Below are 18,176 nucleotides of genomic sequence, written 5' to 3'. Positions count from 1 at the left end.
CAATCGCCTAGTTTCAAACCCTCTTCGCACTCCAGCGACATCGAGGGACACCCATGCAAACCTACCATCTGTTCATCAGCCACTCGTGGAACTACTCCGACGCCCACGACAGTCTCGTGCGCCTGCTCAACGCCAAGCCCGGTTTCGCCTACAAGAATTTTTCGGTGCCGCCGGACAATCCGATTGTCGGCGCGAAAACCGACAAACAACTTGAGGAGGCCATCGAAAACAAGATCCGTCCGTGTTCGGCGGTATTGATCATGGCCGGGATGTATTCCACCTACAGCAAGTGGATCAACAAGGAAATCGAGATCGCCAAGCGCATGGGCAAGGTGATCATTGCGATCAAACCGTTCGGCGCCGAGCGGATTTCCACGGTGGTACGTGAGGCGGCACATGCCGAGTGTGCCTGGAACACCAACAGCATCATCAGCGCCATTCGCCAGCACACGGCGGTGTAACCATGCGCAAGGGACTGTTTATCGGCATCAACGACTACACCCACGTTTCGCGGCTGAGCGGCTGCAGCAATGACGCCATGGCCATGGCTTCCGTGCTGAAGACCGACGCCAATGGCGATCCGAACTTCAAGAACATCGTGCTGACCTCCGCCGAGGACTACCTGAGCCGGGAAAAGCTCGAAGACCAGATCCGCGAACTGTTTTCCGGGGACTGCAATGTCGCGCTGCTGTATTTCGCCGGCCACGGCAGCTTCGACACCGACACCGACGAAGGCATGTTGATCCCGCAGAATTACAAGAGCGCCAAGGACGGGATTCGCCTCAGCGACATTCTCAACTGGGCGAGCAAGGCCACGAAGATCAAAAACAAAGTGATCATCCTTGATTGCTGCCAGAGCGGCTCGGCCGGCGAACTGCGCGCCTTGCGCAGTGAGGGCAGCGTGGTCGGCGAAGGCATGACCATTCTGACCGCCTGCAAAAAGGAAGAGCCGGCGATGGAGGGCGGGCAACACGGCGTATTCACCGGACTATTGCTCCAGGCCCTGCATGGCGGAGCAGCGAACATCCTGGGCAAAATCACACCCGGCAGCCTCTATTCGTTTGTCGACAACGCCCTCGACGCCTGGGAACAGCGCCCGGTGTTCAAGACCAACGTCTCGCAGTTCATTTCCCTGCGCGAAGTGTCGCCGCTGATCCCCAAGGAAATCCTGCGCAAACTCCCCGAATGGTTTGCCGAAGCGGAGTCGGTGTACCCCCTCGCCCCCAGTTTTGAACCCACCGAGCCTGAATTCAACCCGGAGCACGGCGACGTCTTCGCCCAGTTGCAAAAGTGCAACCGTCACAGCCTCATCGAACCGGTGGACGCCGAGCACATGTATTACGCCGCCATCCACTCCACCGGTTGCCGCCTCACCGCCCTCGGCGCCTATTACCGCGAACTCGCGATCAAGGGACATTTCTGATGCCAGTGTTTATCAGCTACCGCCACATGGACCGCGCCCACGCGGTCAAGATCAACGCGCGCCTGATCCAGGCCAACATCAAGACCTACCTCGATGTGCTGGATGCCGAATCCCAGACCACCGACGACATCACTGGGGTGATCACCCGCAACATCAGTGAATGCACGCACCTGCTGGCGGTGGTCTCGGAGAAAACCGCGCTGTCCTGGTGGGTGCCGTTCGAAATCGGCGAGGCGACCATCACCCACCGACGCATCTGCTCGTTCAAGACCGGCCCGACCGAGCTGCCGCTGTACCTGGACAAATGGCCGAAGCTGACCAGCGACCGGGACATCGAGTTCTTTATCGATGCCTATCGAAACGAAGCGACGCTCAAGCGCTCGATGTCACTGGAATCGGTGACCGGCAGCGAGTCGGTGCGCAGCGTCAACAGATCCAATGCGGATCGCTTTCACGCCGAGCTCAAGACCCGAATCATCCGTGGGTTCTGAGTCACTCTGCTCCCCGAGCCGTCCTCTTGACCGGTCGGGGTTTCTCTCACCCATCATCTGTAGGAGCCAGCTTGCTGGCGATAGACTCCAGTACGCCGAGTGGATTCAGACAGCACGCGTTACCGTTGACGACCATCGCCAGCAAGCTGGCTCCTACAGGGGATCGTGCCCCCTGGCGGCCTCCAAATCAGTGAAAGCCGCACAAAAAAGCCGACATCACTGTCGGCTTTTTTGTCGGTCACTGCTTGGGCGGTTCAGCCGGTTTGCCTGGTTCACCCGTTTTCGGCGCCGGATCATCAAACAGATTCAAACGCTCGCGCAGTTCGTGGGCCGGCAGCGGTTCCTTGTCCGCCGGCAATGCGTTCGGGTCGACCGGCACGGTCGGTGCTGCGCCTGGTGCAGCCGAACCTTGCGGCGCATCGGGAGCAGGCTCTGCGCCTTGCGAACCTTCGATCGCACGCTGGGCTTTCTTGGTCAGCACCACGATGTCGATACGGCGGTTGACCGGGTTGAACGGATGTTCGCGATCGAACAACGCCGACGAGGCATAACCGACCACGCGCGCCACCTGTGCATCCGGATAGCTGCCCGCCACCAGCGCACGCCGTGCGGCGTTGGCACGGTTGGCTGAGAGTTCCCAGTTACCGAAATCACCGGTGCCGGTGTATGGCTTGGCATCGGTGTGGCCGCTGATGCTGATCTTGTTCGGCACCGCCTTGATGGTGTCGGCCATGGCCAGCAGGATGTCTTCGAAATACGGCTTCAAGCGAGCTGAACCCGAGTCGAACATCGGGCGATTTTCCGCGTCCATGATCTGGATGCGCAGGCCGTCCTGAGTGATTTCGAACAGGATCTGGTCCTTGAACTTCTGCATCTGCGGGTTTTCTTCGACCTTGTTCTGCAGTTCCTGCAGCAACAACTCGAGGCGCTCCTTTTCGACCTGCTCGGCCATGCCTTCGACCTGGTCAACATCGACGGTGACTTTGTCCGGCTGCGGCTGGGACTTCACCTCGGGGTTGAGGGTGTTTTCCGGCGCCATGGTCGGCGTGCCGCCCAGATCGATGATGTACGGCGTGCCGCTTTCGGAAAAGCCGATCGGGTCCTTGAAGTAACCGGCGATGGCGATCTTCTGTTCCGGTGTGGCGGTGGACAGCAGCCACAACACCAGGAAGAACGCCATCATCGCCGTGGCGAAGTCGGCGAAGGCGATTTTCCACGCGCCCCCGTGATGCCCGCCGGCGATGCGCTTGACGCGCTTGATGATTATCGGCTGATTATTTTCCATACAGAGTGCTCTGTCTCACAAATACTGTTCCTTTTTGACGGTGCCTGTTGTCGCCATACGGCGTTGCCGCTCCTCGCCATAGCGGGCTATGACTCGTCGCGGCGCCTTGTCTGGCAACAACAGTCACTCGCCAAAAAAGGAACGTATTTGCGAAACAGAGCACTATCGACCGCGAACCGCTTGTTCCAGCTCGGCGAAGCTTGGGCGGTGCGCCGGGTACAGGACCTTGCGTCCGAACTCTACGGCCAGCGATGGCGGCATGCCGGAAGCCGAAGCCACCAGCGAGGCCTTGATGGCTTCGTAGACGTTCAGCTCCTCCTTGGCATCGTGGGCCAGGGAGTGGGCCAGCGGGCCAAAGAAGCCATAGGCGGCGAGAATACCGAAGAAGGTACCGACCAGTGCCGCACCGACGTGCAGGCCGATGGACTTCTGGTCGCCCTCACCCAGCGAGGCCATGGTCACCACGATACCCAGTACCGCCGCGACGATACCGAAACCGGGCATGGCGTCGGCGATGCCGTTGACTGCGTGGGATGGGTGTTCCAGGTCTTCCTTGAGGCTGAACAGCTCCATGTCGAACAGGCCTTCCAGCTCGTGCGGGGCCATGTTGCCGGAGGACATGATGCGCAGGTAATCACAGATGAACGCGGTCATGCGTTCGTCCTTGAGGACCGTCGGGTACTTGGCGAAGATCGGGCTCGCGGCGGCATCTTCGATGTCGCCTTCGATGGCCATCATGCCTTCGCGGCGGCTCTTGTTGAGGATCTCGTAGATCAGGCCCAGCACTTCAAGGTAAAAGGCGTGGTTGAAACGCGAACTGAACATGCTCAGGGACTTCTTGAGCACGTGCATCGTCATGTAGCCGGGGTTGGCCTGCAAGAAGGCGCCGAGGGCCGCACCGCCGATGATCATGACCTCGAAAGGCTGGATCAGGGCGGCAATCTTGCCGTGGGAAAGCACGTATCCGCCGAGCACGCTCGCGAATACGACGATGATGCCGATAATTTTAGCCATAGGTTAGGAGAGCACTTACTGAGTCGGGTTCAAGGTCATATTCGGAAGTTAAAAAATCTCTTCTTCTACTTATCGGCAAAACTGCGCCAGACTATAGCCAGTTCAGGCGAAAAGCTAATTTGACCCCTTCCGGGCACAGGTATTGTTGACGATGATCGCCTCCCACCATGGTTAACGAAACGAACGTTCCAACACCAAAACCGACGACGCTCGAAGGCTGGGTCAAGCTGCTCGATGGCGTGCGCCTGCCGGTTCCGCAAGCCAGCCACGACCGGGTCTGCAAGGCCATCCGCGACAATCGCAGCTCGCTGCGCGATATCGCCGACCTCATGCAAGGCAGCCCCGCCCTGGCCTTGAGCGTGATTCGCGAAGCCAACCGGCACACCCACGGCGGCATGGCCGAACCGGCGGAAAACCTCGAGATCGCGATCAATCGCCTCGGTTTGAAGCGCACCGAAGAGCTGCTCGCACGCCTGCCCGCCGAACCCCAGTTCGAAATCCCCAAAGCCTTGCGTCAGCTGCAGATGATCAGCCAGCACGCCACGCAACAGGCCAATGGTTTTTTTGCCAGTCGCCTGGCGCGCCTGTGGCAGGACATCCACTGGGGTAGCCTGCTGTTTCTTTCGCCCCTGTGGCCTTTGGCGCTGACCCATCCAAAACTGCTCGAAGACTGGGAACTGCGGGTCATCCATAAAGGTGAGTCGGCACGTAAAGTCGAAATGCAACTGTTTGGCGTACGCCTGCTGGACATCGGCCAGGCGCTGGTGGAGGTCTGGCGCTTGCCGATCTGGGTGCAGCAGGGCTATCGCCTGTTGCTCACCGAGCAGCGGGAGCTGGTGAAAGTCCTGCGCATCGCCCGTGACAGCGAGCACCCGTTGCGCCAGCAGAACCGCCTCGATGACGATCCGACCCTGCGCCGCTGGCTCAATCAACCGGCCAATACGGTGCTGCTGGCCAACGGTCTGGCGCTGTCGGTACAACACGCCTGGGACAGCCCGCACAGTGAACGCTGGCAGTACCTGACCAGCCTTTACCTGCAAATGCCAATGGATGAGGTGCAACAACAACTGCACCAGCAAGCCGCCAACAGCGCGCGTCATCACGCCATGCCCGACCTCTGGCACCCCGCCGAATCGCTGATCTGGCCGTGGGGCATGAACCGTATCCACGCCGGACTGCTGCCGGCCGCGGCACCCACTGCCGAAGATCTGGCGAAATGGCGCAAGCAATGCGCCGAATTGCTGGTCGAGCCGAGTCGCTTCACCAATGCCATGCACCTGACCATCGCCGCCCGGGACGCCCTCGTGGCCTGCGGCATGCGTCGGGTGATGATCCTGATGGCCGACCGTACCCATGCCAACCTGCGCGTGCATCAGACGGCCGGCCTGCCGAAGGAAACGGCCGGGCTGAACTTCGTGGTCAGCCAGAGCAACGTATTGCAACGCCTGCTCGCGCAACAGGCGCAGGTCCGCCTGACGCCGGCCAACAACGCGCAATTCTCGGCCCTGCTGCCCAACAGCCTGCGTTCGCAGTTCAGCGGCGAACACCTGCTGCTGCGCTCGCTGGTCAATAATGGCCGGGCGATCATGATCGTCGTGGCGGACCAGGGCGGTGGGCCGTTTTCGGAAATTTCCGTTCAGGCCTTCGGCAAAACCGCGCAGTGCATCGAAAAAGCCCTGCACAGCTTTAGCCACCGTGGCCAATAAGGCTGCGCTACAATCCTCCCTTTTGTGCTCTGGAGACCTCACATGTCTGACTTCTCTGGCTTGCCGCTGGTGATCGAGCCGAGCGACTTGCTCCCTCGCCTCGACACCCGCGAACTGATTCTGGTGGACTTGACCAGTCCCGCCCGCTACGCCGAGGGACACATTCCCGGCGCGCGTTTTGTCGATCCGAAACGCACGCAGCTGGGGCAGGCACCCGCCCCGGGACTGATGCCCCCGCAGGCAGCGCTCGAAACGCTGTTTGGCGAGCTGGGACACAACCCCGATGCGGTCTACGTGGTGTATGACGACGAAGGCGGCGGTTGGGCCGGACGCTTTATCTGGCTGCTGGATGTCATCGGCCACAGCAAGTACCACTATGTCGACGGCGGCCTGACGGCCTGGCTGGCAGAAGGTTTGCCCATGTCGATCCAGATCCCGCCAGCCGTGGGTGGCCCGGTTTCTCTGACCTTGCACGACGAACCCACCGCCACCCGTGAATACCTGCAAAGCCGCCTCGGCGCCGCCGACCTGGCCATCTGGGACGCACGCGGGCCGCTGGAGTATTCCGGCGAGAAAGTCCTGGCAGCCAAGGGCGGGCACATTCCCGGCGCGGTCAATTTCGAATGGACCGCCGGCATGGATCGGGCACGCCAGTTGCGCATCCGCACCGACATGCCGCAGATCCTCGAACAACTCGGGATCAGCAAAGACAAAGAAGTGATTACCCACTGCCAGACCCACCACCGTTCTGGCTTCACCTATCTGGTGGCCAAGGCTCTCGGTTATCCGCGGGTCAAGGGCTACGCCGGCTCTTGGGGCGAATGGGGCAACCATCCCGATACCCCGGTAGAAATTTAAGATTTTTAAGGACTGTTAATGAACAAGCGTCTGTTTCTCCTCGGCCAGTACCTGCTGCCCCACAACTTGCTCTCGCGACTGGCCGGCTGCATCGCCGAATGCCGCGTGCGCTGGTTCAAGAATGCCTTTACCGCCTGGTTCGCCAAGCGCTATCAGGTGGACATGTCCCAGGCGCTGGTCGAAGACCTGACTGCCTACGAGCACTTCAACGCGTTCTTCACCCGCGCACTGAAAGACGGTGCCCGTCCTCTGGACGAAACGCCGGGCGCGATCCTCAGCCCGGCCGACGGCGCGATCAGCCAGCTCGGCCCGATCGAGCACGGTCGCGTGTTCCAGGCCAAGGGCCACAGCTTCAGCGTGCTGGAACTGTTGGGTGGCGATGCGGCGAATGCTGCGCCGTTCATGGGCGGTGACTTCGCGACCATCTACCTGTCGCCGAAGGACTACCACCGCGTGCACATGCCGCTGGCCGGCACCCTGCGCGAAATGGTCTACATCCCGGGCCGTCTGTTCTCGGTCAACCAGACCACCGCTGAAAACGTTCCGGAACTGTTCGCCCGCAACGAGCGCGTGGCGTGCATTTTCGACACTGAGCGCGGGCCGATGGCCGTGGTGCTGGTGGGCGCGATGATCGTGGCTTCGATTGAAACCGTCTGGGCCGGCCTGGTCACGCCGCCGAAACGCGAGCTGAAAACCTTCCGCTACGACGAAGCCGCTCGCGCGCCGATCCACCTGGAAAAAGGTGCGGAACTGGGTCGCTTCAAGCTGGGTTCGACCGCCGTCGTGCTGTTCGGGCCGGATCAGGTGAAGTGGGCTGAGGAAATGACTGCCGGTACAGCAGTGCAGATGGGTCAGGGCATGGGCGCACCAAAAGCCTGATAGACAAACGCCATTCACTGTAGGAGCGAGCTTGCTCGCGATGGACCTGAGAACGACGCGGGTATTCAGAAAGCCCGCGTCATCGTTGGCGACCATCGCGAGCAAGCTCGCTCCTACAGGTGTTTTGCGGTGTTACAGCTGGCCGTCGCGATCGCGGAAGCCCAGCAGGTACAGCACGCCATCCAGGCCCAGCGTCGAAATGGCCTGCTTGGCCGACTGTTTGACCAGCGGCTTGGCGCGGAACGCTACGCCCAACCCGGCAATCGCCAGCATCGGCAAGTCATTGGCACCGTCGCCGACCGCAATGGTCTGCTCCAGGCGCAAGCCTTCCTTGTGTGCCAGTTCCCTCAGCAAATCCGCCTTGCGCTGCGCATCGACAATCGGCTCGACCGCCACGCCGGTGACTTTGCCGTCGACCACTTCCAGTTCGTTGGCAAACACATAGTCGATTCCCAGCTTGGCCTGCAGTTGATTGGCGAAGTAGGTGAAGCCACCCGACAGGATCGCGGTCTTGTAGCCCAGGCGCTTGAGTTCGGCGAACAGGGTTTCCGCGCCTTCGGTCAGGCGCAACGAAGCACCGATGGAATCCAGCACATTGACGTCCAGACCTTTGAGCAAGGCCAGGCGCTCCTTGAAGCTGGCGCGAAAATCCAGCTCGCCGGCCATTGCCCGCTCGGTGATTTCCGAAACCTTGTCACCCACGCCAGCCGCCTTGGCCAGTTCGTCGATCACTTCGGCTTCGATCAGGGTCGAGTCCATGTCGAATACCGCCAGACGACGGTTGCGACGGAACAGCGAATCTTCCTGAAAGGCGATGTCGACGTTCAATTCCTGAGCGACGCTGAGGAATTCGGCCCGCAGCGCCTGCGGATCAGCCGCCTCGCCACGCACGGAAAACTCGATGCAGCCCTTGCCCTTGTCGGCCGGAGTGTCCAGCGGCATGCGCCCGGACAGACGATCGATGTGGTCAATGTTCAGGCCATATTTGGCGGTGATCGAACTCACGGCCTGCAACTGCCCGGCTGTCACCTTGCGGGTCAGCAGGGTCACGATGTGGCGCTTTTTGCCCTGGTTGCCGACCCACTGCTGGTAATCCTGCTCGGACACCGGCGTGAAACGCACCTGTTGATCGAGCTCGTAGCCCTTGAACAGGATGTCCTTGAGCACGGACTTGCCTTGCTCGGTGTCGGGAATTTCAACCAGGATGCCGAACGACAAGGTGTCGTGGATCACCGCCTGACCGATGTCGAGAATGTTCACACCACCCTGGGCCAGAACGCCGGTAATGGCCGCAGTCAGACCCGGACGGTCGACTCCCGTGATGTTTATCAGGACGATTTCGCGCAAGGCGCACCCCCGCAGGTGGAAAAAAACCGCATTCTACCCACTTTCAGTGACCATCGGGCACCGTGAGCGCTTTGACGGTCTAGGGCCTGTCGCTATACTGCGCGTCAACTTCACGGACAAAAGAGCCGAGCTCAAGTGAACCGGCCTACGCCAGTAAAAACCGATAACTTCTTCCTGCTGATCTTCCGGGCACTGCGCCACCGCCGTGTACCGATTGCATTGCGCATCGCCAGCCATAACGTGATCCTGGTCGCCCTGGCCCTGGTCATCTATGCCGGTGTGATGGGCCTGCAGTTCAAGCAGGCCATGCACGAGCAGGCGGATGCGCTGGGCGAAAGCCTGACGACGCAGACGGCCACTTCGGCCACGGAGCTGTTGGTGTCCAACGACATCCTCAGCCTCAATGTGCTGCTCAATAACCTGACCAAGAACAAGCTGGTGGCCCACGCCGCCATCTACAGTCCGGACAACCGCATCCTCGCCGAATCCGGCCAGCGTCCCAAGCATGGTCTGCTGGGCGAGGCCGAGGGCATGTACCAGAGCAAGATCACCTTCCAGGACGTGACCGCCGGGCAATTGCGCATCAGCCTGGACATGGACCAGTTCCAGCAGCCGATGACCATCAGCCTGCAAAGCATGGGCATCCTAAGCGCCATCCTGCTGGCCCTGTCTTTGGCCCTGAGCCTGCGCATGGGGCGGTATCTCTCAACACCTCTGCTGCAATTGCGGGTGTGGCTGCGCAATATCGATGAATACACCCCGGCCACCGACCGCCAGGACGAAATCGGCGACCTGGCGCGCCAGCTGCACGCCAACTTCGCCCCGGAGCCTGCCCCTGTGCCGGAACCGGAACCGGAATTCGACGACGTCGATGACGAGGCCGACCCGGCCTTCGAAGTCCGCAACCTGCGCGATCCGAGTTTCGACGAGAGCCGCCCGGTAGCGGCGCTCAAGCCAGCGCCACGGCAGATCGTCAGCACCGTCGAAGACGATGATGACGAAGACCCGTTCGCCGATCTGCGCGACGAGTCGCTGGACAGCCCCCCGCAACCGGTGATTCGCAAGGCCACGCCGAGCGTGCCGCAACACAGCGCGGTACTGGCGGTGCAACTGGGTTCCCAGGAGCAACTGCGACGCCTGCCGCGGGCACGCCTTGAAGAACTGCTGGAGCGCTATCGCGATTGCCTCGACCAGGCCGCATCGCTGTATCAAGGCGAAGTGGAGACCTTGAACGATGGCAGCACGCTGATGCTGTTCCACACCGAAGACAGCGGCGACGATTACCTGACCAACGCCATTTGCTGTGGCGAACTGCTACGGGCCCTGGGCCACCAGCTGCAGATCGAAGTCGCGGACAGCGGCATCACCCTGCAATTGCAGCTGGGCCTGACCCTGGGCGACGAACTGTTTGGCCTGAGCCAGATCGACCTGCTGCTGACCGACCCTGCCCAGGACGCCCTGGCCCTGTCGCAGCACAGCCGCAACCTGCTGCTGGTGGAACGCAAGATCAGTGACGACACCTTGATCCGTCAGCGCGCACGGATCCGCCCGATTGCCAGCCCTGAAGGTGCATGCTGCGTGGAACGGTTGATGGAGCCGTATCCATCGATGCTGGAAAGGCAACTGGCGCGGATGCACGAACGCCGGGCTTAAACCTTAGGCCCGACCACAATGAAGCCCGCAGATGAGTGATCGTCTGCGGGCTTTTTTGTTGTCTGTCATGACGCCTTCGCGGGCAAGCCTGCTCCCACAGGTTCAGGGGCGTTCACATAATTTGTGTATGACATGGACACTGTGGGAGCGGGCTTGCCAGCGAAGAGGCCGGAACTGACGCCAGATATCCCCAGCCGGCAGAAACAATAAAGCCCGCACAAGGCGGGCTTTATTGGGGGAACAGCTTCAGTCCAGACTTAGAAGCGGAACACTTCCATATCCGTACGAATAGGCGCAGCCATCGGGATCTTCGGCTGCTTTTCCTGTTCTACCGCAGGTGCAGCCGCCTTGGCTGGCGCTTTACGCGGGACTTCGGCGATCGGTGGCTGATTGGCCAGCGGCTTGAGCGCCACCGACAATTGCTCGGCCAGACGTTGCAACAACACGCCCTGTGCCTGGACCTGAGCCGCCGTACTACCGGCATGCTGCTCCTGCAAATGGATGATGCGATTATCACGGACCTGCCCGCGACGGTCGATCAGGCGCCATTGCGCATCGAGGATCGCCGGTTGCTTTGCACCCGAATCCAGGCGCGTGATGGTCAGCAGCACCTGAACGTCCGGGGTGAACCCCAATGTTGCCGGGGCCAGCACTACGCGCTGGCTGTCCAGGTGACCTGCGACCTGACGCAGCAGCAACTGATCGATATCCGACGAAAGGCTGCCGGCCCAACGACCGTCGGTCGATGCTTGCAAGCTGCCATCCGGCTGACGCTGCAACAGGGTTTCGCGCTGCAGGTAATCGGCCACGGTGACCGGGCCCAACAATACCGCCATGCCTGCGTTCTGTGCAGGCTGAACCGGGGTTCCAGCGTCCAGCTGATACAACGACACCGGTTGGTGAACGCTGCAACCCGCCAGGCCAAGAATGCCGGCGAGCATAAGAATAAAAGGAAGGCGCAGAGCAGTCATCGTCCCATCCAGGTGATCGCTAAAAGGCTGATCACAGTGAAAATACTCAACAAATATGAAGAACGCGCGGCAGTGCCGGCGCTTGAAAGGCCATATCATCCGTGAATATTCGTTCCGACTCCAGCGCAAAGCGCCGAACTACGGGTTAAATCGTAGTTCGGCGCTTCTAAGTCGCCTAATTCAGGTTTTCGACGAGCAGCGCATCTACCCGCTGGAAGCCACGCGGCAGCTTGTTGCCGCGACGGCCACGTTCACCCTTGTAGTGTTCGAGGTCGTCCGCTTTCAGTGACAAGGTACGTTTCCCGGCCTGCAACACCAGTGTTGCGCCGTCCGGCAATACGGCGATGTCCGTCACATACTCTTCGCGACTGGCCACTCGCTCACCGGGAATCCCGATGATCTTGTTGCCTTTGCCTTTCCCTAATTGTGGCAGGTCGCTGATCTTGAAGATCAACAGGCGACCTTCGGTCGTCACCGATGCCAGCCAGTTCTGCTCACGATCAGCCACAGGGCGCGGCAGCATGACCTTGGCATTGTTCGGCAGGCTCAACAGGGCCTTGCCCGCCTTGTTCTTGGCTTGCAGGTCCTCGCCCTTGACCACGAAACCGTAGCCGGCGTCGGAGGCGATCACGTACAACGCATCGTCTTCGGGCATCAGCACGCATTCGAAACTCGCTCCCGGTGGCGGTGTCAGGCGACCGGTCAGCGGTTCGCCCTGGCCACGGGCCGACGGCAAGGTGTGGGCGGCTACCGAATAACTGCGGCCGGTGGAGTCGATAAACACGGCAAACTGGTTGGAGCGCCCGGCGGCCAGCGCCTTGAAACCATCCCCGGCCTTGTAGGAAAGCCCGGTGGCATCGATCTCGTGGCCTTTGGCGGAACGAATCCAGCCTTTTTCCGACAACACCACCGTCACTTTCTCGTTCGGCAGCAGATCGTGCTCGGTCAGGGCCTTGGCTTCGGCGCGCTCGACGATAGGCGACCGGCGGTCGTCACCGTAGGTTTCGGCGTCCTTGATCAGCTCGGTGCGCACCAGTTTTTTCAGCTTGGCTTCGCTGCTCAGCAGGGCTTGCAGCTTGGCTTGTTCCTTGAGCAGCTCATCCTGCTCGGCACGCAGCTTCATCTCTTCCAGTCGCGCCAACTGACGCAAACGGGTGTCGAGGATGTAGTCGGCCTGAATCTCGCTCAGGGCGAAGCGTTCGATCAGTTTGGCCCGTGGCTGTTCCTCGGTACGGATGATGTGGATCACTTCATCCAGGTTGAGGTAGGCAATCAGCAAACCGTCCAACAGGTGCAGGCGACGCTCGACCTTGTCGAGGCGGAATTGCAGACGACGACGCACGGTCTGCACCCGGAACTCCAGCCATTCGACCAGCAACGCGCGCAGGTTTTTCAGCTGCGGCTTGCCGTCCAGGCCGATGATGTTGATGTTGACCCGGTAGCTCGACTCCAGCTCGGTGCTGGCGAACAGGTGCTGCATCAGCGCATCGTGGTCGAAGTTTTTCCGCGCCCCCGGAATGATCACGATCCGGCACGGGTTTTCATGGTCGGATTCGTCGCGCAGGTCGGCGATTTGCGGGGCCTTGGACGGCTTGGCCTGCATCATCGCGGCAATCTGCTCCAGCACCTTGGCGCCCGAGACCTGATGCGGCAACGCGGTGACGATGATGTCGCCGTCTTCGATGTGATACACGGCGCGCATGCGCACCGAGCCGCGACCGGTTTCGTAGATTTTCAGCAGGTCGGCGCGCGGGGTGATGATTTCCGCTTCGGTCGGGTAATCCGGGCCCTGGATGTGTTCGCAGAGCTGTTCGACCGTGGCCTTGGGCTCATCGAGCAAACGCACGCACGCCGTGGCGACTTCGCGCAGGTTGTGCGGCGGCACGTCGGTGGCCATGCCCACGGCGATGCCGGTGGTACCGTTGAGCAGGATGTTCGGCAAACGGGCCGGCAGGACCAGCGGCTCGTCCAGCGTGCCGTCGAAGTTCGGCCCCCAGTCCGCCGTGCCCTGGCCCAGCTCGCTGAGCAGCACTTCGGAATAACGCGACAGCCGCGCTTCGGTGTAACGCATGGCGGCGAAGGACTTGGGATCATCCGGCGCACCCCAGTTGCCCTGGCCGTCGACCAGCGTGTAGCGATAGCTGAACGGCTGGGCCATCAGCACCATGGCTTCGTAGCAGGCCGAGTCGCCGTGGGGGTGGAATTTACCGAGCACGTCACCGACGGTACGCGCCGATTTCTTGTGCTTGGAATCGGCGTCCAGCCCCAGCTCGCTCATGGCGTAGACGATACGCCGCTGTACCGGTTTCAGACCGTCGCCGATATGCGGCAAGGCACGGTCCATGATCACGTACATGGAGTAGTTGAGGTAGGCATTTTCGGTGAAGTCAGCCAGTGACCGGCGTTCTACGCCGTCCAGGCTGAGATCAAGGGAGTCGCTCATGCGGGCCTCATCGGTTCGTTGTCTGGCGCAGCAGCATGGTGCCACCGCGCTGGGTAAATTCAAGTTTGTTCAGTGCGCTCATGCCGAGCAACACCTGATCGCCATGCAGCCCCGGGGCCACCAGTGCGCGCACATCCCGCAGCACGATGTCGCCCAGTTGCAGCCGTTCAATACGGGTGCGATAGCCCTGGCTCAGGCCATTGGCCGTGCTCAGGGTCACGCCGAATCCTTCTTCGAGCTTCAAACGCCTGGCCAGGTCCGCCGGAATCGACACATCGGTCGCCCCGGTGTCGAGCATGAAGTCCACCGGCTGGCCGTTGATCTGGCCGCTGGCAACGAAATGCCCCTGCGCATTGCTGACCAGTTTCACCTCGATGAAACCTTCGCCCTGCTCCGAGCTGACCACCACGTTCGGATTTTGCTGCCGCGCTTCCCACTGGGCGAAAAACCGTGTGGCCAGAAACAGTGCTGCGCACCAGGCCAGCACCATGAACACCCGGCCGATGCGCTGCCCCGGCGTTTGCTGCCTCACAGCCTGGCACTCCAGCCACCGTCCGGTGCCGCGAAGCGCCAGACCACCGGACGCACTTCACCATCGGCGCGCGCACCGAAGTTATTGTCGACACCGATCCAGGCACCCTCGGCATCGACGATCAACGCTTCTTCCAACCCGTAGTCCTGTGGATAACGACGGTTTTCCTGCAATAACTCGGCGGCGTACGACCAGCAGCGCTCGACCCTGGCCGTCTGCGGATCCCGGCGACAAATCTGATAGGCGTTGCGTTCAAGGGTGAACAGCTTGCCGTTGAACAGCGACAGGTCAGAGAAATCCCGCGAGACCGCTCTGGCGTGGGGAAACTGCTCGGGTTGCATTTCCATGCCCGCCTCGCTCAGCAGCACGCAGCCGCCGTCGCAATCCCACAACGTCTGCTTGCGTTTGATCATCAGCAGTCCGCGACCTATACGCTCGGCGGCGAGCCACATCTGATCGCCCGCCGGATTGACCGCCAACCCTTCGAACAGTGCATTGAATTGCAACAGCAAACCTCTGGCCCGTGCCTCGCGAACCATCATCGGGGAAATTTTCAGCCAGGTAGCAGGCCCCGTTGGCGGCACTTGCAAGACGGCGGCATGGCCTTCGCTGACGATGTAGCGATTGCCGGCGCTGTCGCAAGTGATGCCTTCGAAGTCCAGATCACCACCACGCACGAACGAAGCCCCCCAGACACGAGACTTCAGCCCCCAGGGCAAACCGCTGTCAGGCACCGGCGGTACATCAATGTGCACCGTTTGTGCCTGCCACACGGATTCGCGGGTATCGAGGCGGTAGATCTGATCATCGTCGCGGTCGGAAACTGCCCACAAGTCATTGCCGCACTGCGCCAGCCCGGACAGGTTGCCACCGGGCATGCCGTCGACGACATGCCCGGACAACACGCGCAGCTGTGGCGCCGGCTCGGCAGATACCGTAATCGACGTCAGCAGCAACGCACAGGCCAGGGCAAAGCCCAGACGCATCAGCCCAGCACCTCGGCCAGGTTGCCCTTGGACTCCAGCCAGGTCTTGCGGTCGCCGGCGCGTTTCTTTGCCAGCAGCATGTCCATCATTTCCGAGGTCGCCTCGAAATCTTCCAGCGTCAGTTGCACCAGACGCCGAGTGTTCGGGTCCATGGTGGTTTCACGCAGCTGTGGCGGATTCATTTCACCCAGCCCCTTGAATCGGGTGACCTGTGGCTTGCCGCGCTTCTTCTCGGCCACCAGGCGATCGAGGATGCCGTCGCGTTCGGCTTCATCCAGGGCGTAGTAGATTTCTTTGCCCAGGTCGATGCGGTACAGCGGCGGCATGGCCACGTAGACGTGACCGGCATCCACCAGCGGGCGGAAGTGCTGGACGAACAAGGCGCACAGCAAGGTCGCGATGTGCAGACCATCGGAGTCGGCGTCGGCGAGGATGCAGATCTTGCCGTAGCGCAGTTGGCTCATGTCGGCCGCACCCGGGTCGACACCGATCGCCACGGCGATGTTGTGCACCTCCTGGCTGGCCAGCACTTCGCTGCCGTCGACTTCCCAGGTGTTGAGGATCTTGCCGCGCAACGGCAGGATCGCCTGGAACTCTTTGTCCCGCGCCTGCTTGGCCGAACCGCCGGCGGAATCACCTTCCACCAGGAACAGCTCGGAACGCATCGGGTCCTGTCCGGCACAGTCGGCCAGCTTGCCCGGCAGCGCCGGGCCCTGGGTAATGCGTTTGCGCTCGACCTTCTTGCTGGCCTTGAGGCGACGGCCGGCGTTGTTGATCGCCAGTTCCGCCAGCAGCATGCCGGTTTCCGGGTGGGCATTGAGCCACAGGCTGAACGCATCCTTGACCACACCGGAAACAAACGCCGCCGCTTCACGGGACGACAGGCGCTCCTTGGTCTGGCCGGAGAATTGCGGCTCCTGCATTTTCATCGACAGCACGAAGGCAATGCGTTCCCAGACGTCTTCCGGCGCCAGCTTCACGCCGCGCGGCAACAGGCTGCGGAATTCGCAGAACTCGCGCATGGCGTCGAGCAGGCCTTGGCGCAAGCCGTTGACGTGGGTACCGCCCTGGGCGGTCGGGATCAGGTTGACGTAGCTTTCCTGTACCGCGTCGCCACCTTCTGGCAGCCACAGCAGCGCCCAATCCACCGCTTCCTTATTACCGGCCAGGCTGCCGCAGAACGGCTCGTCCGGCAGGCGCTCGAATTCGCTGACCGCATCCACCAGGTAGGAACGCAGGCCGTCTTCGTAATGCCATTCGACTTTCTCGCCGGTGGCCTTGTCTTCAAAGCTGACCAGCAGCCCCGGGCACAATACGGCCTTGGCCTTGAGCACGTGCTTGAGGCGGCTGATGGAGAATTTCGGGGAGTCGAAGTATTTCGGATCCGGTGCGAAGAACACACTGGTGCCGGTGTTGCGTTTGCCGACAGTGCCGACGATCTCCAGTTCGGTGGCCTTGTAGCCATCCTTGAAGGTCATCTGGTACTCGTTGCCGTCACGCTTGACCCGCACCCGCACTTCGGTGGACAAGGCGTTGACCACGGAAATACCCACCCCGTGCAAACCGCCGGAGAACTGGTAGTTCTTGTTGGAAAACTTGCCACCGGCATGAAGCTTGGTGAGGATCAACTCGACGCCCGAAACACCTTCCTCGGGGTGAATGTCCACCGGCATGCCACGACCGTCATCGCTGACTTCCAGCGAATGGTCGGCATGCAGGATCACCTGTACCGATGAGGCATGCCCGGCCAGGGCTTCGTCGACGCTGTTGTCGATGACTTCCTGGGCAAGGTGGTTCGGCCGACTGGTGTCGGTGTACATGCCGGGGCGTTTGCGCACCGGGTCGAGGCCCGAGAGGACTTCGATGGCGTCGGCGTTATAAGAGCTAGCGCTGGGAGTGGCCATGGGGTCTCGTCGTCAGTGTTCGGTGAAAAAAGAATTCATGGGGCTATCGCTCACAATGCGGTGAAATCGATTGCCTGATACAAATCGGCGCCGATGCCGGCAAAGCTCAACATGGCCGGCAGTCGCGTGGCAAAACCCTGGAAACTGTGGTCGCCACCGGCCTGGATACGCAAGGCGCATGCCCGGTAATACTGCTGGGCGAGACGATAGTCCAACGTTTCGTCAGCTGTCTGCAACCATACCTGATAACGCTGCGGATCCCGGGGTGCCGGCACTTCCAGCTCGGCCAGGGCCGTCACGTGGTCGTGGGTCAATTCCCAGGCCTCTTCGGTATACAGGTTTTTCTGCGTCCCCAGATAGCCGTCGAACATCCGGTGCGGGCTGACGGCAGGGTTGATCAACAGGGCTTTCAGGCCATGGCGCTCGGCCAGGTGAGTGGCATAGTAGCCGCCGAGGGAGCTGCCGACCAGCAGTGGCCGCCCCAGTTCGGCGATCGCCTGCTCCAGCTGCTCGATAGCCTGGCGCGGGTGGTGGTGCAATGCCGGAACGCGCAACTGTTCGCTCAGGCCCAGACGCTCCATCACCTCGACCAACTGGCAGGCCTTCTTCGACAACGGCGAGCTGTTGAAGCCGTGGATATAAAGGATCGAACCGGACATTTGAGTTCCCTGTGCGTCGGCTAAA

At 61.3% G+C, this 18,176-nt stretch carries 16 protein-coding genes; 7 read left to right on the top strand and 9 right to left on the bottom strand.

All coding sequences use genetic code 11. The annotated features are described in order from the left end of the window. Window positions 1–53: 53 nt before the first annotated feature. From BSF40_RS07870 to BSF40_RS07860, 3 genes are read left to right on the top strand one after another with little or no spacing between them, the layout of a single operon-like run. Window positions 54–461 (top strand): TIR domain-containing protein, encoded by a 408-nt coding sequence (locus BSF40_RS07870; protein WP_095964692.1) that lies wholly within the window; start codon window positions 54–56, stop codon window positions 459–461. Between the two features lie 2 nt (window positions 462–463). After that, the gene (locus BSF40_RS07865; RefSeq protein WP_095964691.1) at window positions 464–1,423 is read left to right on the top strand and encodes a caspase family protein; all 960 of its coding nucleotides are present in this window, start codon (window positions 464–466) and stop codon (window positions 1,421–1,423) included. Next, window positions 1,423–1,914, top strand: coding sequence for a toll/interleukin-1 receptor domain-containing protein (locus tag BSF40_RS07860; RefSeq protein WP_095964690.1), 492 nt, complete (start codon window positions 1,423–1,425; stop codon window positions 1,912–1,914). Before BSF40_RS07865 ends, BSF40_RS07860 begins: the two co-directional genes overlap by 1 nt. A 238-nt stretch (window positions 1,915–2,152) precedes the next feature. Here BSF40_RS07860 and motB read toward each other — a convergent pair whose 3' ends face one another. Together motB and motA are read right to left on the bottom strand one after the other, a co-directional pair. Beyond that, on the bottom strand, window positions 2,153–3,199 hold the full coding sequence (gene motB / locus BSF40_RS07855) for a flagellar motor protein MotB (protein ID WP_095964689.1): 1,047 nt from the start codon (window positions 3,197–3,199) through the stop codon (window positions 2,153–2,155). A 162-nt stretch (window positions 3,200–3,361) separates the two neighbouring features. Continuing rightward, window positions 3,362–4,213: a flagellar motor stator protein MotA gene (motA, locus tag BSF40_RS07845; RefSeq protein ID WP_015093220.1), complete on the bottom strand. Its 852-nt coding sequence runs from the start codon at window positions 4,211–4,213 to the stop codon at window positions 3,362–3,364. A gap of 167 nt (window positions 4,214–4,380) precedes the next feature. On the opposite strand from motA, the gene BSF40_RS07840 reads away from it, so the two are divergent. From BSF40_RS07840 to asd, 3 genes are read left to right on the top strand one after another with little or no spacing between them, the layout of a single operon-like run. Beyond that, the gene (locus BSF40_RS07840; protein WP_095964688.1) at window positions 4,381–5,919 is read left to right on the top strand and encodes an HDOD domain-containing protein; all 1,539 of its coding nucleotides are present in this window, start codon (window positions 4,381–4,383) and stop codon (window positions 5,917–5,919) included. Window positions 5,920–5,961: 42 nt separating this feature from the next. Further along, window positions 5,962–6,777 carry a rhodanese-like domain-containing protein gene (locus BSF40_RS07835; RefSeq protein WP_095964687.1) on the top strand — a complete coding sequence of 272 codons (816 nt, stop codon included), beginning with the start codon at window positions 5,962–5,964 and terminating at the stop codon, window positions 6,775–6,777. An 18-nt stretch (window positions 6,778–6,795) separates the two neighbouring features. Beyond that, window positions 6,796–7,656, top strand: a complete 861-nt coding sequence (gene asd / locus BSF40_RS07830) for an archaetidylserine decarboxylase (RefSeq protein WP_095964686.1) — start codon at window positions 6,796–6,798, stop codon at window positions 7,654–7,656. A 132-nt stretch (window positions 7,657–7,788) separates the two neighbouring features. Here the strand turns inward: asd and serB are convergent, their stop codons facing one another. Beyond that, window positions 7,789–9,003 carry a phosphoserine phosphatase SerB gene (serB, locus tag BSF40_RS07825; protein WP_095964685.1) on the bottom strand — a complete coding sequence of 405 codons (1,215 nt, stop codon included), beginning with the start codon at window positions 9,001–9,003 and terminating at the stop codon, window positions 7,789–7,791. A gap of 135 nt (window positions 9,004–9,138) precedes the next feature. Between serB and BSF40_RS07820 the strand changes: the two genes are divergently transcribed. Next, window positions 9,139–10,656: an AhpA/YtjB family protein gene (locus tag BSF40_RS07820; protein WP_095964684.1), complete on the top strand. Its 1,518-nt coding sequence runs from the start codon at window positions 9,139–9,141 to the stop codon at window positions 10,654–10,656. Between the two features lie 257 nt (window positions 10,657–10,913). On the opposite strand, the gene BSF40_RS07815 is transcribed toward BSF40_RS07820, so the two are convergent. From BSF40_RS07815 to BSF40_RS07790, 6 genes are all read right to left on the bottom strand, one after another. Next, window positions 10,914–11,627, bottom strand: coding sequence for a membrane integrity-associated transporter subunit PqiC (locus BSF40_RS07815; RefSeq protein ID WP_015093215.1), 714 nt, complete (start codon window positions 11,625–11,627; stop codon window positions 10,914–10,916). Window positions 11,628–11,802: 175 nt separating this feature from the next. Further along, window positions 11,803–14,070 (bottom strand): DNA topoisomerase IV subunit A, encoded by a 2,268-nt coding sequence (parC, locus tag BSF40_RS07810; RefSeq protein ID WP_015093214.1) that lies wholly within the window; start codon window positions 14,068–14,070, stop codon window positions 11,803–11,805. Between the two features lie 7 nt (window positions 14,071–14,077). Continuing rightward, on the bottom strand, window positions 14,078–14,602 hold the full coding sequence (locus tag BSF40_RS07805; RefSeq protein ID WP_095964683.1) for a TIGR02281 family clan AA aspartic protease: 525 nt from the start codon (window positions 14,600–14,602) through the stop codon (window positions 14,078–14,080). Beyond that, window positions 14,599–15,588 carry an esterase-like activity of phytase family protein gene (locus BSF40_RS07800; RefSeq protein WP_095964682.1) on the bottom strand — a complete coding sequence of 330 codons (990 nt, stop codon included), beginning with the start codon at window positions 15,586–15,588 and terminating at the stop codon, window positions 14,599–14,601. Before BSF40_RS07800 ends, BSF40_RS07805 begins: the two co-directional genes overlap by 4 nt. After that, the gene (parE, locus tag BSF40_RS07795) at window positions 15,588–17,492 is read right to left on the bottom strand and encodes a DNA topoisomerase IV subunit B (RefSeq protein WP_007977465.1); all 1,905 of its coding nucleotides are present in this window, start codon (window positions 17,490–17,492) and stop codon (window positions 15,588–15,590) included. The genes BSF40_RS07800 and parE overlap by 1 nt, the downstream gene beginning before the upstream one ends. A 50-nt stretch (window positions 17,493–17,542) precedes the next feature. Then, window positions 17,543–18,151 carry a YqiA/YcfP family alpha/beta fold hydrolase gene (locus BSF40_RS07790; RefSeq protein ID WP_015093211.1) on the bottom strand — a complete coding sequence of 203 codons (609 nt, stop codon included), beginning with the start codon at window positions 18,149–18,151 and terminating at the stop codon, window positions 17,543–17,545. Window positions 18,152–18,176 lie beyond the last annotated feature (25 nt).

The sequence above is a fragment of the Pseudomonas sp. ACN5 genome, from assembly GCF_002303975.1.
Taxonomy (GTDB): Bacteria; Pseudomonadota; Gammaproteobacteria; order Pseudomonadales; family Pseudomonadaceae; genus Aquipseudomonas; species Aquipseudomonas laurylsulfatiphila.
The sequence above is the reverse complement of the archived record's forward strand: the minus strand, read 5'-3'. Positions and strand labels throughout refer to the sequence as shown.

Excerpts from the sequence above, each read along its gene's own strand:
- BSF40_RS07870 (WP_095964692.1), top strand. The coding sequence starts at position 54 with ATGCAAACCTACCATCTGTTCATCAGCCACTCGTGGAACTACTCCGAC.
- BSF40_RS07865 (WP_095964691.1), top strand. The coding sequence starts at position 464 with ATGCGCAAGGGACTGTTTATCGGCATCAACGACTACACCCACGTTTCG.
- BSF40_RS07860 (WP_095964690.1), top strand. The coding sequence starts at position 1,423 with ATGCCAGTGTTTATCAGCTACCGCCACATGGACCGCGCCCACGCGGTC.
- motB (WP_095964689.1), bottom strand. The coding sequence starts at position 3,199 with ATGGAAAATAATCAGCCGATAATCATCAAGCGCGTCAAGCGCATCGCC.
- motA (WP_015093220.1), bottom strand. The coding sequence starts at position 4,213 with ATGGCTAAAATTATCGGCATCATCGTCGTATTCGCGAGCGTGCTCGGC.
- BSF40_RS07840 (WP_095964688.1), top strand. The coding sequence starts at position 4,381 with ATGGTTAACGAAACGAACGTTCCAACACCAAAACCGACGACGCTCGAA.
- BSF40_RS07835 (WP_095964687.1), top strand. The coding sequence starts at position 5,962 with ATGTCTGACTTCTCTGGCTTGCCGCTGGTGATCGAGCCGAGCGACTTG.
- asd (WP_095964686.1), top strand. The coding sequence starts at position 6,796 with ATGAACAAGCGTCTGTTTCTCCTCGGCCAGTACCTGCTGCCCCACAAC.
- BSF40_RS07815 (WP_015093215.1), bottom strand. The coding sequence starts at position 11,627 with ATGACTGCTCTGCGCCTTCCTTTTATTCTTATGCTCGCCGGCATTCTT.
- parC (WP_015093214.1), bottom strand. The coding sequence starts at position 14,070 with ATGAGCGACTCCCTTGATCTCAGCCTGGACGGCGTAGAACGCCGGTCA.
- BSF40_RS07800 (WP_095964682.1), bottom strand. The coding sequence starts at position 15,588 with ATGCGTCTGGGCTTTGCCCTGGCCTGTGCGTTGCTGCTGACGTCGATT.
- parE (WP_007977465.1), bottom strand. The coding sequence starts at position 17,492 with ATGGCCACTCCCAGCGCTAGCTCTTATAACGCCGACGCCATCGAAGTC.
- BSF40_RS07790 (WP_015093211.1), bottom strand. The coding sequence starts at position 18,151 with ATGTCCGGTTCGATCCTTTATATCCACGGCTTCAACAGCTCGCCGTTG.